The sequence below is a fragment of the Vibrio sp. Isolate23 genome, assembly GCF_022398095.1.
Classification (GTDB): Bacteria; Pseudomonadota; Gammaproteobacteria; order Enterobacterales; family Vibrionaceae; genus Vibrio; species Vibrio coralliilyticus_A.
The window spans coordinates 183662-201775 of the sequence record NZ_JAKEUV010000006.1 but is presented as its reverse complement, the minus strand read 5'-3'; the positions used below and the strand labels follow the sequence as shown (position 1 = coordinate 201775).

The window sequence follows — 18114 nt, the reverse complement described above, 5'->3', positions numbered from 1 at the left end:
CTGTGATGGCTACCCTAACTGATACTCCTAGCACTACCGCTGCCACTCGTATCGAAGAAGACCTACTTGGCGAACGCCACGTTCCTGCCGATGCTTACTACGGCATCCACACACTACGTGCTATCGAAAACTTCAACATCTCTAATGTCACGATTTCAGATGTCCCTGAATTTGTCCGTGGCATGGTGATGACCAAGAAAGCCGCGGCGTTAGCAAACAAAGAGCTAGGCGTTATTCCTAAAGATGTCGCGAAATACGTAGTCGAAGCGTGTGATTTGATCCTTGAAACAGGTAAGTGCATGGATCAATTCCCTTCAGACGTCTTCCAAGGCGGTGCTGGCACATCAGTCAACATGAATACTAACGAAGTGATCGCCAACGTCGCACTTGAGCTGATGGGCAAGGAAAAAGGTCAGTACGAATTCATTAACCCAAATGACCATGTTAATAAGAGCCAGTCGACCAACTGTGCTTACCCAACGGGTTTCCGTATCGCCGTTTACAATAGCGTTCACACTCTGATTGAAGCGATTGAATACCTGAAAGGTGCGTTTGAACTTAAAAGCCAAGAGTTCAAAGACGTGCTTAAAATGGGTCGTACTCAGCTTCAAGACGCGGTACCAATGACAGTTGGCCAAGAATTCCACGCATGGGCGGTGACTCTGAATGAAGAAATCCGTGCCCTTGAGTACACTTCAAAACTACTGCTAGAAATCAACTTAGGTGCCACTGCGATCGGTACTGGTTTGAACGCAGCTGAAGGCTATCAGAAACTGGCAGTGAAACACTTAGCTGACGTGACAGGCCTAGATGTAGTCCCAGCAGAAGATCTGATTGAAGCGACATCAGACTGTGGTGCTTATGTAATGACACATGGTGCACTGAAGCGTTTGGCAGTCAAACTATCTAAGATCTGTAATGACCTGCGCCTGCTATCTTCTGGCCCACGTTCAGGTCTAAACGAACTTAATCTCCCAGAGCTTCAAGCAGGCTCTTCTATCATGCCAGCTAAGGTTAACCCTGTGGTACCAGAAGTGGTCAACCAAGTCTGTTTCAAAGTACTGGGTAATGACAACACTATCTCATTTGCCGCAGAAGGTGGTCAGCTACAGCTAAACGTGATGGAACCTGTCATCGCGCAAAGCATGTTCGAGTCCATTTCTCTACTGTCTAACGCGTGTGTCAACCTGCGTGATAAATGTATCGATGGCATCACAGTCAACAAAGAAATCTGTGAAGGCTACGTGTACAACTCAATCGGTATCGTGACTTACCTGAACCCATACATTGGTCACCACGAAGGTGACATCGTTGGTAAGATCTGTGCGGAAACCGGTAAGAGCGTCCGTGAAGTAGTGCTAGAACGTGGCTTGCTGACCGAAGAAGAGTTGGACGATATCTTGAACGTGGAAAACTTTATGCATCCTAAGTATAAAGCGAAACGCTACGAATAAGATTGCTACCAAGGAGGGCCCAATAGGGCCCTTTTTTAGGCACTAATACGGTTAACCACAACTTTATCAGGGTTAACTCATTCAGTGGCTCCCTCCTTCCATTATCTAAACGTTTAGACACTGAGTGTTTAGATAATCGAATTTAAGTTAACAATATGAGGTATCTATTATGGTAGCGGTCGAACTGTTAGTCGTTCTGCTCTTTATCTTTTTAGGAGCGAGAATCGGCGGTATTGGCATCGGCTTTGCGGGCGGTGCAGGCGTTATCGCATTGTCATTAATTCTTGGCGTACCGACCAGTCAGGCATACATTCCTGTGGATGTAATTCTGATCATCATGTCGGTCATCACAGCGATTGCCGCGATGCAGGTCGCCGGTGGTATGGATTGGTTAGTACAACTGGCAGAAAACTTCTTGCGCAAAAACCCAGAGCGCATCACCTTTTATGCGCCTATCGTCACTTTCCTTATGACATTAATGGCAGGTACGGGGCACACAGCATTTTCAACACTGCCTGTTATTGCGGAAGTCGCAAAAGGTCAAGGGGTGCGCCCATCGCGCCCTCTCTCTATTGCTGTGGTCGCATCGCAAATCGCGATTACCGCTTCCCCAATCTCAGCAGCCGTCGTGGCATTCGCTGCGATGCTGGCACCAATGGGGGTTGATTACCTGACACTACTTGCTGTGTGCATCCCAACCACCTTCATTGCTTGTATGATTGGCGCATTCGTCGCTAACTTTATGGGTAGTGAATTAAAAGATGACCCTATTTATCAGGAGCGCTTGGAGAAAGGTCTGATCAAACTCGCAACGGAAAAGCAGCGTGACATTCTTCCAACAGCGAAAAAAGCCACATATATCTTCCTTGCAGCAATTGGTTTCGTGGTTTGCTACGCGGCGGCCATCTCTAAATCCGTAGGCCTGATTGTTGATCCAGCACTTGGCCGTAACGAAGCCATCATGACAGTGATGCTGGCCGCAGCGGCAGCGATCGTTTTATTCACTAAGATTGATGCAGCAAAAATTCCTAACGCCTCAACGTTCCGTTCTGGCATGACCGCTTGTGTGTGTGTTCTAGGTGTGGCTTGGTTAGGTTCAACCTTCGTCAACGCGCATGTGGATGGCATTAAAGAAGTCGCAGGCGCGCTGCTGTCTGATTACCCATGGCTACTGGCGATGGTACTGTTCTTTGCTTCTATGCTGCTTTATTCGCAAGGAGCAACCACAGTAGCTCTGATGCCAGCAGCACTTGCAATTGGTGTGGCTCCGCTAACGGCAGTCGCGTCTTTCGCCGCAGTAAGCGCACTATTCGTTCTACCTACTTACCCAACTCTGCTTGCCGCAGTGGAAATGGATGACACAGGTTCAACTCGCATCGGCAGCTATGTATTTAACCACCCATTCTTTATTCCGGGTGTGGTGACAATTGCTTCAGCGGTTGGATTAGGTTTCACTTTTGGTGGTTTACTTATCTAACCAAAGGGAAGAACGAACCTCCCGACATATTCAAAAGAATAAAAAAATCCCCAAGCTAAGCTTGGGGATTTTTATTATCTTCTTAGTTCGCGATTACTCGTCAGCAGAGAAACCTGCGTTTAGCAATGCTGCAAGATTGTCAGTGGCTTGCTCTGCTGAAGGACCTTCTTGTTCTTCAGTGCGCTTAGCTTGACGATCTTGGTGGTAAGCGAAACCTGTACCTGCTGGGATTAGACGACCAACAATGACGTTTTCTTTCAGACCACGTAACTCATCACGTTTACCAGAAACTGCTGCTTCTGTTAGTACGCGAGTTGTCTCCTGGAACGATGCCGCAGAGATGAACGATTCAGTCGCTAGAGATGCCTTAGTAATACCAAGTAGCTCACGCTCGAAACGTACTAACTCTTTGCCTTCAGCTTCTAGCTGACGGTTAGCAATCTTAACGTTCGCGTATTCAACCTGTTCACCAACTAGGAACTCTGTAGAGTCACCTGCGTGAGTGATTGTACACTTACGTAGCATCTGACGAACGATAGTCTCAATGTGCTTATCATTAATCTTAACGCCTTGCAGACGGTATACTTCTTGAACTTCGTTCGCGATGTACTGAGTCACAGCGTGGATGCCACGTAGACGAAGAATGTCATGTGGAGACTCTGGACCATCTGCGATCACGTCACCACGTTCAACTTTCTCGCCTTCGAATACGTTAAGCTGACGATGCTTAGGAATCATCTCTTCGTAAGCGTCACCGCCTTCACGAGTGATTACTAGACGACGCTTACCTTTCGTTTCTTTACCAAAGCTCACAGTACCTGTGTGCTCAGCAAGGATCGCAGGCTCTTTAGGCTTACGAGCTTCGAATAGGTCAGCTACGCGTGGTAGACCACCGGTGATATCTTTGTTACCGCCAGATTTCTGAGGGATACGAGATAGCGTATCACCCACGCCTACTTCTGCGCCATCTTCGATGTTTACAATCGCTTTACCAGGTAAGAAGTAGTGAGCTGGCATATCTGTACCAGGGATCATTACATCGTTACCTTGCTCATCAACAAGTTTGATAGCTGGACGCATATCTTTACCTGCTGCTGGGCGAGCGGCAGCTTCTGTAACTTCGCTTGAAGATAGACCCGTTAGATCATCGGTTTGACGAGAAACTGTCACACCATCGATCATGTCTACAAACTGGATGCGACCTGCCACTTCAGTAATGATTGGCATGGTGTGCGCTTCCCAGTTCGCTACTGTTTCACCAGCTTCAACGGCATCGTTGTCGCCTTTAGAAAGTAGAGAACCGTATGGCAGTTTGTGCTTCTCTTTAGTACGGCCAAATTCGTCAATGATGGTTAGCTCTGATGCACGAGAAGTGATCACTAGCTTCTTATCTTTGTTGATAACGAATTTAGCGTTGTGTAGCTTAACTGTACCAGTCGTCTTAGCTTGGATGCTGTTCTCTGCTGCTGCAGTAGATGCCGCACCACCGATGTGGAACGTACGCATCGTAAGCTGTGTACCCGGCTCACCGATAGACTGAGCAGCGATAACGCCCACAGCTTCACCTTGGTTCACTAGGTGACCACGTGCTAGGTCACGACCGTAACACTGAGCACAACAACCGAAGTCTGCATCACAGGTAACTACAGAGCGCACTTTCATGCGGTCAACTGAGTTCTCTTCCATGATCTGACACCACTTCTCATCAATTAGAGTGTTACGTGGGATCAGTACATCTTCAGTACCTGGCTTCAGTACGTCTTCTGCAACTACACGACCAAGAGCCAGCTCAGAAAGTGCAACTTTAACGTCACCACCTTCGATGTGCGGCATCATGTCAACACCTTCATGGGTGCCACAGTCATGCTCGTGTACAACAACGTCTTGAGCAACGTCTACTAGACGACGAGTTAGGTAACCCGAGTTCGCTGTTTTCAGTGCCGTATCCGCAAGACCCTTACGAGCACCGTGCGTTGAGATAAAGTACTGAAGTACGTTTAGACCTTCTTTAAAGTTCGCAGTGATCGGTGTTTCGATGATTGAACCATCTGGACGTGCCATCAGACCACGCATACCTGCAAGCTGACGAATCTGAGCCGCAGAACCACGAGCGCCCGAGTCAGCCATCATATAGATGCTGTTGAACGATTCTTGCTGCTCTTCTTCACCGTCGCGGTTAACAACAGCTTCAGAAGAGAGGTTTTCCATCATCAACTTCGCTACGCGATCGTTGGTCGATGCCCAAATATCGATCACTTTATTGTAGCGCTCGCCCGCTGTTACAAGACCAGATTGGTACTGCTCTTGAATTTCGCGAACTTCTGCTTCTGCTTCTTCGATCTCAGTGTATTTCGCGTCTGGCACAACCATATCGTCGATACCAACCGAGACACCAGAAAGTGCTGCGTAAGCAAAACCTGTGTACATGATTTGGTCAGCGAAGATAACCGTATCTTTCAGACCTAGCTTACGGTACGCCTCGTTAAGTAGATGAGAGATTTGTTTCTTACCTAGCTTCTGGTTAACGATGCTGAACGGAAGACCAGATGGCACGATTTGCCATAGCATTGCACGACCGATAGTAGTATCAACTAGCTTAGTCTCTGTAGTGCTGTTGCCATCTTCATCTTTCACTGTCTCAGTGATGCGAACTTTAACGCGAGCGTGCAGCTCTGCAGACTTAGTACGGTATGCTTTCTCAGCTTCAGCTGGGCTAGCAAGGTACATACCTTCGCCTTTGACGTTGATCTTGTCACGAGTCATGTAGTAAAGACCCAATACAACGTCCTGAGAAGGTACGATGATCGGATCACCTGACGCTGGCGACAGAATGTTGTTTGTCGACATCATCAGAGTACGAGCTTCAAGCTGTGCTTCTAGAGTTAGAGGCACGTGAACCGCCATTTGGTCACCATCGAAGTCCGCGTTGTACGCCGCACACACAAGTGGGTGTAGCTGAATCGCTTTACCTTCGATCAGTACTGGTTCGAACGCCTGGATACCTAGACGGTGAAGTGTAGGTGCACGGTTCAATAGTACTGGGTGTTCACGGATTACTTCGTCTAGGATGTCCCAAACGACCGCTTCTTCACGCTCTACCATCTTCTTAGCCGCTTTGATTGTCGTTGCTAGGCCACGAGTCTCAAGCTTGCTGTAGATAAATGGTTTGAATAGCTCAAGTGCCATCTTCTTAGGAAGACCACACTGGTGTAGACGCAGGTATGGACCAACTGTGATTACAGAACGGCCAGAGTAGTCTACACGTTTACCTAGAAGGTTCTGACGGAAACGACCTTGTTTACCCTTGATCATATCAGCAAGAGATTTCAGAGGACGCTTGTTCGAACCTGTGATCGCACGACCACGACGACCGTTGTCTAGTAGCGCATCAACAGACTCTTGCAGCATACGTTTTTCGTTACGTACGATGATGTCCGGAGCAGCAAGCTCTAGTAGACGCTTCAAACGGTTGTTACGGTTGATTACGCGACGGTATAGATCGTTCAGATCAGAAGTCGCGAAGCGACCGCCATCTAGTGGTACTAGAGGACGTAGATCTGGCGGAAGTACCGGAAGCACAGTTAGGATCATCCACTCTGGGTTGTTACCAGATTGAACGAACGCTTCAACTAGCTTCAGACGCTTAGTGATCTTCTTACGCTTAGTCTCTGAGTTAGTAGACTGAAGCTCTTCACGCATTTCTTCGATTTCAGCAGGCAGATCCATAGACGCAAGTAGGTCTTTGATCGCTTCTGCACCCATCTTAGCCGTGAATTCATCGCCCCACTCTTCTAGACGATCCAGATACTCTTCTTCAGTCAGCATCTGCGATTTTTCTAGATCCGTCATACCTGGTTCAGTTACTACATACATTTCGAAGTAAAGAACACGTTCGATATCACGTAGAGGGATATCCATTAGTAGACCGATACGAGACGGTAGCGATTTTAGGAACCAGATGTGAGCAACTGGTGAAGCAAGCTCGATGTGGCCCATACGGTCACGACGAACTTTAGTTTGTGTAACTTCAACGCCACACTTCTCACAAATAACACCACGGTGTTTCAGACGCTTATATTTGCCACAAAGACATTCGTAGTCTTTAACTGGACCAAAAATACGCGCACAGAACAGACCATCACGTTCAGGTTTGAACGTACGATAGTTGATCGTTTCAGGTTTTTTAACTTCACCGAAAGACCATGAACGGATCATGTCCGGTGAAGATAGACCGATTTTGATTGCATCAAATTCTTCGGTCTTATGCTGTGCTTTTAGAAAGTTTAATAAGTCTTTCACAATCAGCTCCTGTAAGGAGTTAAAAGGAGCCCACCCGCAAAACTAGGTGAGCACCTTCAACCAAATAACCCCGTGGGGATTACTCTTCGTCTTCTAGCTCGATGTTGATACCTAGCGAGCGAATCTCTTTCAACAGTACGTTGAACGATTCTGGCATGCCAGGTTCCATGCTGTGGTTACCGTCTACGATGTTCTTGTACATCTTAGTACGGCCGTTAACGTCATCCGACTTAACCGTTAGCATTTCTTGAAGCGTGTAAGCAGCACCATATGCTTCTAGTGCCCATACTTCCATCTCACCGAAACGCTGACCACCGAACTGAGCTTTACCACCAAGTGGTTGCTGAGTTACTAGGCTGTACGAACCAGTAGAACGAGCGTGCATCTTGTCATCAACAAGGTGGTTCAGTTTCAGCATGTACATGTAACCAACCGTTACAGGACGCTCAAACGCATCACCTGTGCGACCATCAAACAGCGTTAACTGACCAGATTCTGGCAAGTCACCGAGTTTGAGAAGCTCTTTGATTGACGTTTCATTCGCACCATCAAATACTGGTGTCGCGATCGGCAGACCACCACGCAGGTTGTTGATCAGCGTACGAACTTCATCATCAGAAAGCGATGCAATATCGACTTGCTGACGAGTTTCGCCAAGATCGTAAACTTTCTGTAGGAAGTCACGGAACTTAGCCAGTTCTTGCTGCTCTTTCACCATTTGGTTGATCTTGTCACCGATGCCTTTCGCTGCCAGACCTAAGTGAACTTCTAGGATCTGACCGATGTTCATACGCGAAGGTACACCCAGTGGGTTCAGTACGATGTCAACCGGCTGGCCTTTCTCATCGTAAGGCATGTCTTCAACAGGGTTGATCTTAGAGATTACACCCTTGTTACCGTGACGACCCGCCATCTTATCACCAGGCTGGATACGACGTTTAACCGCAAGGTAAACCTTAACGATCTTCAGTACGCCAGGTGCGAGATCATCACCTTGTGTGATCTTACGACGCTTGGTTTCAAACTTCTTATCGAAATCAGCACGTAGCTCGTCATACTGCTCAGCAAGCTGTTCAAGTTGAGTCTGTTGAGCATCATCCTCAAGCGTTAACTCTAGCCACTTCTTACGATCGATAGTGTCTAGTTTCGCTTCAGTGTAACCACCATCGATGAGTACAGCTTTAACGCGGTTTAGAAGGCCACCCTCAAGAATCTGGAATTCTTCAGTCAGGTCTTTCTTCGCTTCTTTTAGCTGCATCTGTTCAATTTCAAGTGCACGTTTGTCTTTTTCGACACCGTCACGAGTAAATACTTGAACGTCGATGATCGTACCGGATACAGAGTTTGGTACGCGTAGAGACGTGTCTTTAACGTCTGATGCTTTCTCACCGAAGATAGCACGTAGTAGCTTCTCTTCAGGCGTTAGCTGAGTTTCACCTTTAGGCGTTACTTTACCTACAAGGATATCACCGCCTTTCACTTCCGCACCGATGTAAACGATACCTGACTCGTCTAGTTTAGACAGAGCAGATTCACCAACGTTTGGAATGTCAGCTGTGATTTCTTCAGCACCAAGCTTAGTATCACGCGCCACACAAGATAGCTCTTGAATGTGGATAGTCGTGAAACGGTCTTCTTGAACTACGCGCTCAGATACTAAAATCGAGTCTTCGAAGTTGTAACCGTTCCAAGGCATAAACGCGATACGCATGTTCTGACCAAGAGCTAGTTCACCAAGGTCTGTTGAAGGACCGTCAGCAAGAACGTCGCCACGTGCTACAGGTTCACCCGGCATCACACATGGACGCTGGTTGATACACGTGTTTTGGTTAGAACGAGTGTATTTAGTTAGGTTGTAGATATCGATACCTGCTTCACCAGGGATCAGCTCATCTTCGTTTACTTTAACAACGATACGAGAAGCATCTACAGACTGGATTACACCACCACGTTTCGCTACCGCTGTAACACCAGAGTCAACGGCGATGTTACGCTCAATACCAGTACCAACTAGAGGCTTGTCAGCCTTAAGTGTTGGAACGGCCTGACGTTGCATGTTCGCACCCATCAATGCACGGTTCGCATCATCGTGTTCTAGGAACGGGATAAGCGATGCAGCGATAGATACAACCTGGTTAGTTGCAACGTCCATGTAGTCAACATGTTCGCGTGGGTGTAGGCCAGATTCACCTTTCTGACGAGCTGTGATTAGCTCTTCAGCAAATGTACCTTGCTCAGAAAGTACCGTGTTCGCCTGAGCGATAACGTACTGACCTTCCTGAATAGCAGATAGGTAATCAACTTCGTCTGTTACTACACCATCTACTACGCGACGGTATGGAGTCTCAAGGAAACCGTACTCGTTACAACGTGCAAACGCAGATAGGGAGTTGATCAGACCGATGTTTGGACCTTCAGGCGTTTCGATAGGACACAGACGACCGTAGTGAGTTACGTGTACGTCACGTACTTCGAAGCCAGCACGTTCACGAGTAAGACCACCAGGACCCAAAGCAGAGATACGACGCTTGTGCGTAACTTCTGATAGAGGGTTGTTTTGGTCCATGAACTGTGACAGCTGTGAAGAGCCAAAGAATTCTTTAACCGCAGCAGAGATAGGCTTAGCGTTGATTAGATCTTGAGGCATGATTGCATCAAGATCACCAAGGCTTAGACGCTCTTTAACAGCACGTTCAACACGTACTAGACCAACGCGGAATTGGTTTTCTGCCATTTCGCCAACAGAACGGATACGACGGTTACCTAGGTGGTCGATATCGTCCACTTCACCGATGCCGTTACGGATAGCGATAAGCTTCTTCATCACTTCAACGATATCAGTTTCGTCAAGTGTGCCTTGCTCTTGAGCATCTTCACGTTCGATAGAGCTGTTAAACTTCATACGACCAACAGTCGATAGATCGTAACGCTCTTCTGAGAAGAATAGGCTTTCGAATAGTGCTTCAGCAGCTTCTTTCGTTGGTGGCTCACCAGGGCGCATCATGCGGTAGATTTCTACCAATGCAGAAATACGATCAACAGTGCTGTCGATACGTAGTGTGTCTGACATGAATGGACCGTGATCTAGGTCGTTCGTAAATAGAACTTCTAGAGCTTTATGGCCTGCCTGAGATAGGTTCGCTAGTGCTTCAAGACTGATTTCTTGGTTAGCCGCAACGATGATCTCGCCAGTCGCTTCGTTGATGTAGTCTTTCGAAGACACTTTGCCTACGATGTACTCTACTGGTACTTCGATGTGCTCAACGCCATCTTTTTCAAGCTGACGAATGTGGCGTGCCGTTACACGACGACCTGTTTCAACGTAAGTTTTGCCGTTTGCTTCGATATCGAATGACGCAGTTTCACCACGTAGACGATCAGGAACCAACTCCATAAGTAGAGTTTGATCTTTAACCTCGAAGTTCACCTTCTCAAAGAAGATGTCTAGGATCTCTTCTGTCGTCTTACCTAGTGCGCGAAGAATGATAGATGCTGGTAGCTTACGACGGCGGTCAATACGTACGTATAGGTTGTCCTTAGGATCAAACTCGAAATCAAGCCATGAACCACGGTAAGGAATGATACGTGCGTTATATAGAACTTTACCTGAAGAGTGGGTCTTACCTTTATCGCTGTCGAAGAATACACCTGGGCTTCTGTGCAGCTGGGATACGATAACCCTCTCGGTACCATTGATAACGAAGGTACCATTGTCTGTCATAAGCGGAATTTCGCCCATGTAGACTTCTTGTTCTTTAATGTCTTTTACAGTACCTGCTGGCGCGTCTTTATCAAAAATAACTAGGCGTAGTTTTACGCGAAGTGGTTTTGAGTAAGTTACGCCGCGAATTTGACATTCTTTAACGTCAAAAACTGGCTCACCAAGACGGTAGCTAACGTATTGCAGCTCGGAATTGCCGTTGTAGCTCTGAATTGGAAATACAGAACGGAAAGCAGCTTCAAGACCGTATTGACCTTCAGGATCCTGTTCGATGAATTTTTCGAACGAATCGAGCTGGATCGATAGCAGGTATGGAATGTCCAACACTTGTGGACGAGTACCAAAGTCCTTACGGATGCGCTTTTTCTCGGTATAAGAGTAAACCATGGGGTTCCTCAGCTCGCTGATAAGTGACCCAAACTGTCTCCAATCATTTTATGAGACAGTGACTAACACCTGTTTGAATGTAGTGACATTTCATTAAGCTGTAATGAAATGTTTTTTGCTAGAAACTTGGGTGCTCAAACAGCGGAAAAATCACCCAACCCCTACAGCGCAAAAAGGCCGGTGGTTATAAAACCACCAGCCATTAGCCGTTAGGCTAAGAAACTATGCAATAATTACTTAACAGTAACACTTGCACCAGCTTCTTCTAGCTGAGCTTTAAGAGCTTCAGCTTCATCTTTCTCGATGCCTTCTTTTAGAGGTGCAGGTGCGCCGTCTACTAGAGCTTTAGCTTCTTTAAGACCTAGGCCAGTTGCGCCACGTACTGCTTTGATTACAGCAACTTTGTTACCGCCAGCAGATTCTAGGATTACGTCGAATTCAGTTTGCTCAGCAGCAGCTTCGCCACCAGCAGCGCCGCCAGCTACAACAGCAGCAGCAGCAGAAACACCGAATTTCTCTTCCATTGCTTCGATTAGTTCAACAACTTGCATTACAGACATTTCTGCAACTGCGTCTAGGATTTGCTCGTTAGTGATAGACATAACAATTCTCTTTTAAAATCAACAATAAGTTTAATTAGCAACCAGTAAAAAGCAAGGCTTACGCCGCAGCTTCTTCTTTTTGATCGCGTAGTGCAGCGATAGTGCGAACCAGCTTGCCTGCAGAAGCTTCTTTCATGCACATCATTAGGCGTGCAATTGCTTCGTCGTAAGTTGGTAGTGTCGCTAGTACTTCAGCGTCAGTTAGCGCGCCTTCAAATGCAGCAGCTTTGATCTCGAAGTCAGTGTTCTCTTTAGCGAAGTCTTTGAAAAGACGCGCTGCAGCACCTGGGTGCTCGTTAGAGAATGCGATTAGAGTAGGACCAGTGAAAGTGTCAGTTAGACACTCGTAGTCAGTACCTTCAACCGCACGACGCATAAGTGTGTTACGAACAACTCGTACATAAACACCCGCTTCACGAGCTTGTTTACGTAGAGAAGTCATCGCGCCCACTTCAACGCCACGAGAGTCAGCTACAACTGCAGAAAGTGCACCACTGGCAGCTTCGTTGACTTCAGCAACAATTGCTTTTTTGTCTTGAAGGTTTAAAGCCATCTTGGATTTACTCCTGGTTGTCGTTACACCACTCACTATCATCACGACAGTGAGAGTTATTGAGGTGCTTCCCAGAAGAAAGGTAACTATTTACATAGAGCTTTCTGTCAGTTCGGGCACCATCTACGTAGGATGATTAAGTCATCATTTGTTAAACAAACTCAGACACCTACGGTCTTGGACGGAGACTGGGTCTTAATTCTTACAGAACCAAAGTTCAGCCCCAACCACAAATATTAGGCGCGAAATTATACACAAATTTCGCGCCTAAGCAAATATATTAGCTTGCTAGAGTGTTCAGGCTAGCCTGATCAACAGCAACACCAGCACCCATAGTAGTAGAGATGCTTACTTTCTGCAGGAATGTACCCTTAGCAGAAGACGGCTTAGCTTTCTTCAGAGCCACTAGAAGTGCTTCTAGGTTCTCTTTGATCTGCTCAGCAGAGAAATTTGCTTTACCGATAGTAGTGTGGATGATGCCGTTCTTGTCGTTACGGTAACGAACCTGACCAGCTTTAGCGTTCTTAACTGCTTCAGCAACGTTAGGAGTTACAGTACCAACTTTAGGGTTTGGCATTAGACCGCGAGGACCTAGGATAGTACCTAGTTGACCTACAACGCGCATTGCATCTGGAGAAGCAACAACTACGTCAAAGTTCATTTCGCCTTTCTTCACTTGCTCAGCAAGATCTTCCATACCAACGATGTCTGCGCCAGCTTCTTTAGCTGCTTCAGCGTTTGCACCTTGAGTGAACACTGCAACGCGGATTTCGCGGCCAGTACCGTGAGGTAGTACAGTTGCACCACGTACGTTCTGGTCAGATTTACGAGCATCGATGCCTAGGTTAACAGCAACGTCTACAGACTCAACGAATTTAGCAGTTGCTAGTTCTTGAAGAAGAGCTACAGCTTCGTTGATTTCGTATTCTTTAGTTACGTCAACTTTTTCGCGGATAACGCGCATACGCTTAGTTAGTTTTGCCATGATCTTAACCCTCTACCACTAGGCCCATTGAACGAGCAGTACCAGCGATAGAACGCTTCATTGCTTCGATGTCAGCACCAGTCATATCTGCAGCTTTAGTTTCTGCGATTTCCTGAAGTTGAGCGTCAGTTACAGTACCCACTTTCTCAGTGTTTGGACGACCTGAACCAGACTTAACGCCAGCCGCTTTCTTAAGAAGAACTGCAGCAGGTGGAGTCTTAGTTACGAACGTGAAAGAACGGTCGTTGTATACTGTGATAACAACTGGAGTTGGTAGACCTTTCTCAACAGATTCTGTTTTTGCGTTAAACGCTTTACAGAATTCCATGATGTTCACACCGTGTTGACCTAGAGCAGGACCAACTGGTGGACTCGGGTTCGCCATACCAGCAGCAACTTGTAGCTTGATGTAAGCTTCAACTTTCTTAGCCATGATTTTTCCTAATTTTGGGTACTAACGCTAATCGACCGATCAGCTCCCCGTTTACGTAAATAACTTTTTACTTCGACAGAAGCAAAAAGGCGCGAAATTATAGTCATAATTCGCGCCTTAAACAACCCTAAAAAGTTGTTTTTTTAATCAAGTTTTTCAACCTGACCAAACTCAAGCTCAACTGGTGTTGCACGTCCAAAGATCGATACAGACACTTTCAGGCGGCTCTTCTCGTAATCCACTTCTTCAACGGTACCGTTGAAGTCAGCAAATGGACCGTCAGTAACACGTACCACTTCACCCGCTTCGTACATAGTACGTGGACGAGGTGATTCACTCGCTTTCTCAAGACGGTTAAGGATAGCATCAGCTTCTTTATCAGTGATAGGAGCTGGACGGTCAGAGGTACCACCAATGAAGCCCATGACACGCGGCACGCTGCGTACTAAGTGCCATGATTCATCGTTCATAATCATCTGAACGAGGACGTAACCTGGGAAGAATTTACGCTCAGACTTACGACGTTGACCTGCACGCATTTCCACTACTTCTTCAGTAGGAACAAGAACTTCACCAAACAGCTCTTCCATGCCATGCATTTTGATATGCTCGCGAAGAGACTGAGCTACACGGCCTTCAAATCCAGAGAAGGCTTGAACCACATACCAGCGTTTTTTAGGAGCTTCACTCATGAATTAAAACCCTCTATACCCCAGTCACAAAGTTGACAAGACGAACCATAATGCCGTCAATGCCCCAAAGTGCTAGAGCCATTACAATACTTACAGCTAAAACGATCAAAGTAGTTTGCATAGTTTCTTGACGTGTAGGCCAAACCACTTTACGAACTTCCATACGAGATTCTTTAGCGAACTCGATCGCAGCTTTACCTTTTGTTGTTGTAGCAGCAACACCTAGTGCCGCAGCAATCAATACAACAACACCTGCAGCGCGAATCACTACAGACATTTCACCATACAGGTAATTACCCACAACAGCGGCAGTCAGCAGAACGAAAGTGACAATCCACTTGAAGATATCTGCGCCATTTGAGCTTTCAGGAGTTTCAGCATTATTTGCTTTCATAAAACCAAACCTGTCACAAGTCTTAATATAGACGACAACAACCCCGCTGTTGCAGGGCAAATCCATGAGACGCTAACCTTACTCGATTGGCGAACTCTCTTAATGACCAAGAAGCAACATCTTGGGCAAAAAATCCTGCTTAATATTTGCTTGGATAAGAAATTAGCAAACATTATATTTGGTGCAGAAAAAGGGCATCAAATGATGCCCTTTTTGCTACTGGTTCGTCAAATCTTATTCAAAGATTTTTCAGAAGTCTTCAGCAATTCCTAAGAATTAGTCGAAGATCTTAGCAACAACACCAGCACCTACTGTACGGCCACCTTCACGGATCGCGAAACGAAGACCTTCGTCCATTGCGATTGGTGCGATTAGCTCTACAGTCATCTTGATGTTATCGCCTGGCATTACCATTTCTACGCCTTCTGGTAGCTCGATGTTACCAGTTACGTCAGTTGTACGGAAGTAGAACTGTGGACGGTAGCCTTTGAAGAACGGAGTATGACGGCCGCCTTCGTCTCTTTGATACCTACGATTTCTACTTCATCACCTACTGTTAGGATACCACGCTCGATACGACCAGTTACTACTGTACCACGACCTTGGATTGAGAATACGTCTTCGATAGGCATTAGGAATGGCTGATCGATTGCACGCTCTGGCTCTGGGATGTAGTTGTCTAGTGCTTCTGCTAGTTCAACGATTTTCGCTTCCCACTGCTCTTCGCCGTTTAGGGCGCCTAGTGCAGAACCTTGGATAACTGGTAGGTCATCACCTGGGAAATCGTACTCAGATAGAAGTTCACGAACTTCCATTTCTACTAGCTCAAGTAGCTCTTCATCGTCAACCATGTCACATTTGTTCATGAATACGATGATGTATGGGATACCAACCTGACGGCCTAGTAGGATGTGCTCACGAGTTTGTGGCATTGGGCCATCTGTCGCAGCAACAACTAGGATACCACCGTCCATCTGTGCAGCACCTGTGATCATGTTCTTAACATAATCCGCGTGTCCTGGACAGTCTACGTGTGCGTAGTGACGAGTTGGAGTGTCGTACTCAACGTGAGATGTTGCGATTGTGATACCGCGCTCACGCTCTTCTGGAGCGTTATCGATTGATGCGAAGTCTTTCGCTTCACCGCCGTACACTTTAGATAGAGTTGTACAGATTGCAGCAGTTAGAGTTGTTTTACCGTGGTCAACGTGGCCGATAGTACCAACGTTNATTGTGATACCGCGCTCACGCTCTTCTGGAGCGTTATCGATTGATGCGAAGTCTTTCGCTTCACCGCCGTACACTTTAGATAGAGTTGTACAGATTGCAGCAGTTAGAGTTGTTTTACCGTGGTCAACGTGGCCGATAGTACCAACGTTTACGTGCGGTTTCGTACGTTCAAATTTTTCTTTAGACATGAGTTGTCCCTCTAGGTACGGATTTAGGTGGCTTTGATGACCACGCAACCAAAAAGTCTTGGTGATAAACTTCTCTTAATCACTAAACGTAGTTTAGTTAAAAGAAAGTATCAAAAGGAAACATTGCTTAGAGCTGGTGCTGATAGGCAGACTCGAACTGCCGACCTCATCCTTACCAAGGATGCGCTCTACCACCTGAGCTATATCAGCACTCAAATTAGAGTGGAGCGGGCAGCGGGAATCGAACCCGCATCATCAGCTTGGAAGGCTGAGGTAATAGCCATTATACGATGCCCGCAACACGTAACTCTGAGAGCTATTTCCTTAAGAATATGGTGGAGGGGGACGGATTCGAACCATCGAAGGCAGTGCCAGCAGATTTACAGTCTGATCCCTTTGGCCACTCGGGAACCCCTCCAAATTTTTCATCCATTTCTCTCATAAAAGGAGAAATGGTGCCGACTACCGGAATCGAACTGGTGACCTACTGATTACAAGTCAGTTGCTCTACCTACTGAGCTAAGTCGGCATAAGTGGTGCGCATTCTATTGAAGGATTATCGACCTTGCAATAGCTAAATTAAAAAAAAACCAGATTTTATCCACTTTCGGTTTGTTTGCTGAAAAATCGCACAAAATCATCGACAAAACGGCCTCTTCCTTGCCTTGTCATTTGGCAATTTGCACAGGTTGTTGTATTTTCGCAGCTCTTATCGCGAATCTCAGTTAGGAAGACTATGACGCCATATCTCTCTTTTAACCGTCAACAATGGGCAGAACTACGTAATTCTGTCCCTATGACGCTATCCGAAGAGGATCTTATCGAGCTACAAGGCGTCAATGAAAGCCTGACGATGGAAGAAGCTGTTGAGATCTATCTGCCATTGGCGCGACTTCTCAACTTATATATCGCAGCGAGGCAAAGTCGCAATTCTGTACTGAACAACTTTCTCGGCAATCAAGAAAGTGCGCCACCTTTCATCATTGGTATTGCAGGCAGTGTCGCGGTCGGTAAGAGCACTACGGCTCGCTTATTAAAAGCTTTGCTATCCCGTTGGGAAAACCACCCCAAAGTCGAACTGGTGACGACAGATGGTTTTCTGTACCCGAAAAAAATTCTCAATGATCGCGGGATCATGCATCGTAAAGGTTTCCCAGAGTCTTATGACATCAAGCGTTTGGTAGAGTTTGTTTCTGATGTAAAAGCCGGAAAGCCCAACCTCGAAGTTCCGGTCTACTCGCATATTACTTATGACATTACCGATGAGGTAAAGGTCGTTGACCGACCTGATGTGTTGATCATTGAAGGGTTGAATGTACTTCAAAGTGGGATGGACTACCCTCATGATCCCCATCGTGTATTTGTTTCCGATTTCTTAGATTTCTCTTTGTACGTTGATGCAAAAAGTGATGTGATTGAGCAGTGGTACGTAGAACGGTTCTTAAAGTTCCGTTTCGGCGCATTTACCAAACCTGGTTCTTACTTTAGCCACTACACAGAACTCACAGAAAAAGCAGCGATAGAAAAAGCACATTCAATCTGGCAATCCATCAATGGCATTAACCTAACAGCCAATATATTGCCGACCAAAGGGCGTGCTCAGCTGATTTTGAAAAAAGGCCAAGATCACAGAGTAGAAGAAATACTACTCAGAAAATAGCACACTGTAATGGCTGATGTGAGTTAATGCAGCGAGCCT

The 18114-nt window shown here is 46.4% G+C and carries 12 protein-coding genes, 4 tRNA genes and 2 pseudogenes; 4 read left to right on the top strand and 14 right to left on the bottom strand.

Annotation, left to right across the window (positions count from 1 at the left end):
- Positions 1–5 precede the first annotated feature (5 nt).
- Entirely contained in the window at positions 6–1454 is a 1449-nt protein-coding gene (gene aspA, locus L1D31_RS15770) for an aspartate ammonia-lyase (RefSeq protein ID WP_239838045.1), read from the top strand.
- Positions 1455–1623: 169 nt separating this feature from the next.
- The gene (locus L1D31_RS15765) at positions 1624–2931 is read left to right on the top strand and encodes an anaerobic C4-dicarboxylate transporter (RefSeq protein ID WP_239838044.1); all 1308 of its coding nucleotides are present in this window, start codon (positions 1624–1626) and stop codon (positions 2929–2931) included.
- 93 nt (positions 2932–3024) lie between these two features.
- Here L1D31_RS15765 and rpoC read toward each other — a convergent pair whose 3' ends face one another.
- The 8 genes from rpoC to secE all read right to left on the bottom strand — a co-directional run bounded on the left by rpoC (position 3025) and on the right by secE (position 14997).
- Positions 3025–7230: a DNA-directed RNA polymerase subunit beta' gene (gene rpoC / locus L1D31_RS15760; protein ID WP_239838043.1), complete on the bottom strand. Its 4206-nt coding sequence runs from the start codon at positions 7228–7230 to the stop codon at positions 3025–3027.
- Between the two features lie 79 nt (positions 7231–7309).
- Entirely contained in the window at positions 7310–11338 is a 4029-nt protein-coding gene (rpoB, locus tag L1D31_RS15755; protein WP_239838042.1) for a DNA-directed RNA polymerase subunit beta, read from the bottom strand.
- A gap of 233 nt (positions 11339–11571) precedes the next feature.
- Positions 11572–11940, bottom strand: a complete 369-nt coding sequence (rplL, locus tag L1D31_RS15750) for a 50S ribosomal protein L7/L12 (protein WP_006957113.1) — start codon at positions 11938–11940, stop codon at positions 11572–11574.
- A gap of 58 nt (positions 11941–11998) precedes the next feature.
- Positions 11999–12493 carry a 50S ribosomal protein L10 gene (rplJ, locus tag L1D31_RS15745; protein ID WP_045975435.1) on the bottom strand — a complete coding sequence of 165 codons (495 nt, stop codon included), beginning with the start codon at positions 12491–12493 and terminating at the stop codon, positions 11999–12001.
- Positions 12494–12773: 280 nt separating this feature from the next.
- A complete protein-coding gene (rplA, locus tag L1D31_RS15740) occupies positions 12774–13478 on the bottom strand; it encodes a 50S ribosomal protein L1 (RefSeq protein WP_045975434.1) in 705 nt (234 codons plus the stop codon).
- 4 nt (positions 13479–13482) lie between these two features.
- The gene (rplK, locus tag L1D31_RS15735; protein ID WP_004747601.1) at positions 13483–13911 is read right to left on the bottom strand and encodes a 50S ribosomal protein L11; all 429 of its coding nucleotides are present in this window, start codon (positions 13909–13911) and stop codon (positions 13483–13485) included.
- 143 nt (positions 13912–14054) lie between these two features.
- Positions 14055–14603 carry a transcription termination/antitermination protein NusG gene (gene nusG, locus L1D31_RS15730; protein WP_239838041.1) on the bottom strand — a complete coding sequence of 183 codons (549 nt, stop codon included), beginning with the start codon at positions 14601–14603 and terminating at the stop codon, positions 14055–14057.
- Between the two features lie 13 nt (positions 14604–14616).
- Positions 14617–14997 (bottom strand): preprotein translocase subunit SecE, encoded by a 381-nt coding sequence (gene secE / locus L1D31_RS15725; RefSeq protein WP_239838038.1) that lies wholly within the window; start codon positions 14995–14997, stop codon positions 14617–14619.
- Positions 14998–15099: 102 nt separating this feature from the next.
- On the opposite strand from secE, the gene L1D31_RS15720 reads away from it, so the two are divergent.
- Positions 15100–15270: a hypothetical protein gene (locus L1D31_RS15720; protein ID WP_239838036.1), complete on the top strand. Its 171-nt coding sequence runs from the start codon at positions 15100–15102 to the stop codon at positions 15268–15270.
- A 3-nt stretch (positions 15271–15273) separates the two neighbouring features.
- Here L1D31_RS15720 and L1D31_RS15715 read toward each other — a convergent pair.
- The 6 genes and pseudogenes from L1D31_RS15715 to L1D31_RS15690 all read right to left on the bottom strand — a co-directional run bounded on the left by L1D31_RS15715 (position 15274) and on the right by L1D31_RS15690 (position 16944).
- Positions 15274–16235: pseudogene (locus L1D31_RS15715) on the bottom strand (GTP-binding protein).
- A gap of 45 nt (positions 16236–16280) precedes the next feature.
- Positions 16281–16415, bottom strand: a pseudogene (locus L1D31_RS15710) (GTP-binding protein); the annotation flags it as partial.
- Positions 16416–16549: 134 nt separating this feature from the next.
- Positions 16550–16625 (bottom strand) — tRNA-Thr (locus L1D31_RS15705).
- A 13-nt stretch (positions 16626–16638) separates the two neighbouring features.
- Positions 16639–16713: transfer RNA gene (locus tag L1D31_RS15700), tRNA-Gly, on the bottom strand.
- 35 nt (positions 16714–16748) lie between these two features.
- A tRNA-Tyr gene (locus L1D31_RS15695) sits at positions 16749–16833 on the bottom strand.
- A 35-nt stretch (positions 16834–16868) separates the two neighbouring features.
- Positions 16869–16944, bottom strand: a tRNA-Thr gene (locus tag L1D31_RS15690).
- 207 nt (positions 16945–17151) lie between these two features.
- Between L1D31_RS15690 and coaA the strand changes: the two genes are divergently transcribed.
- Complete coding sequence (coaA, locus tag L1D31_RS15685) at positions 17152–18075, top strand: type I pantothenate kinase (RefSeq protein ID WP_239838035.1); 924 nt, start codon at positions 17152–17154, stop codon at positions 18073–18075.
- The last annotated feature ends 39 nt before the right edge of the window (positions 18076–18114 follow it).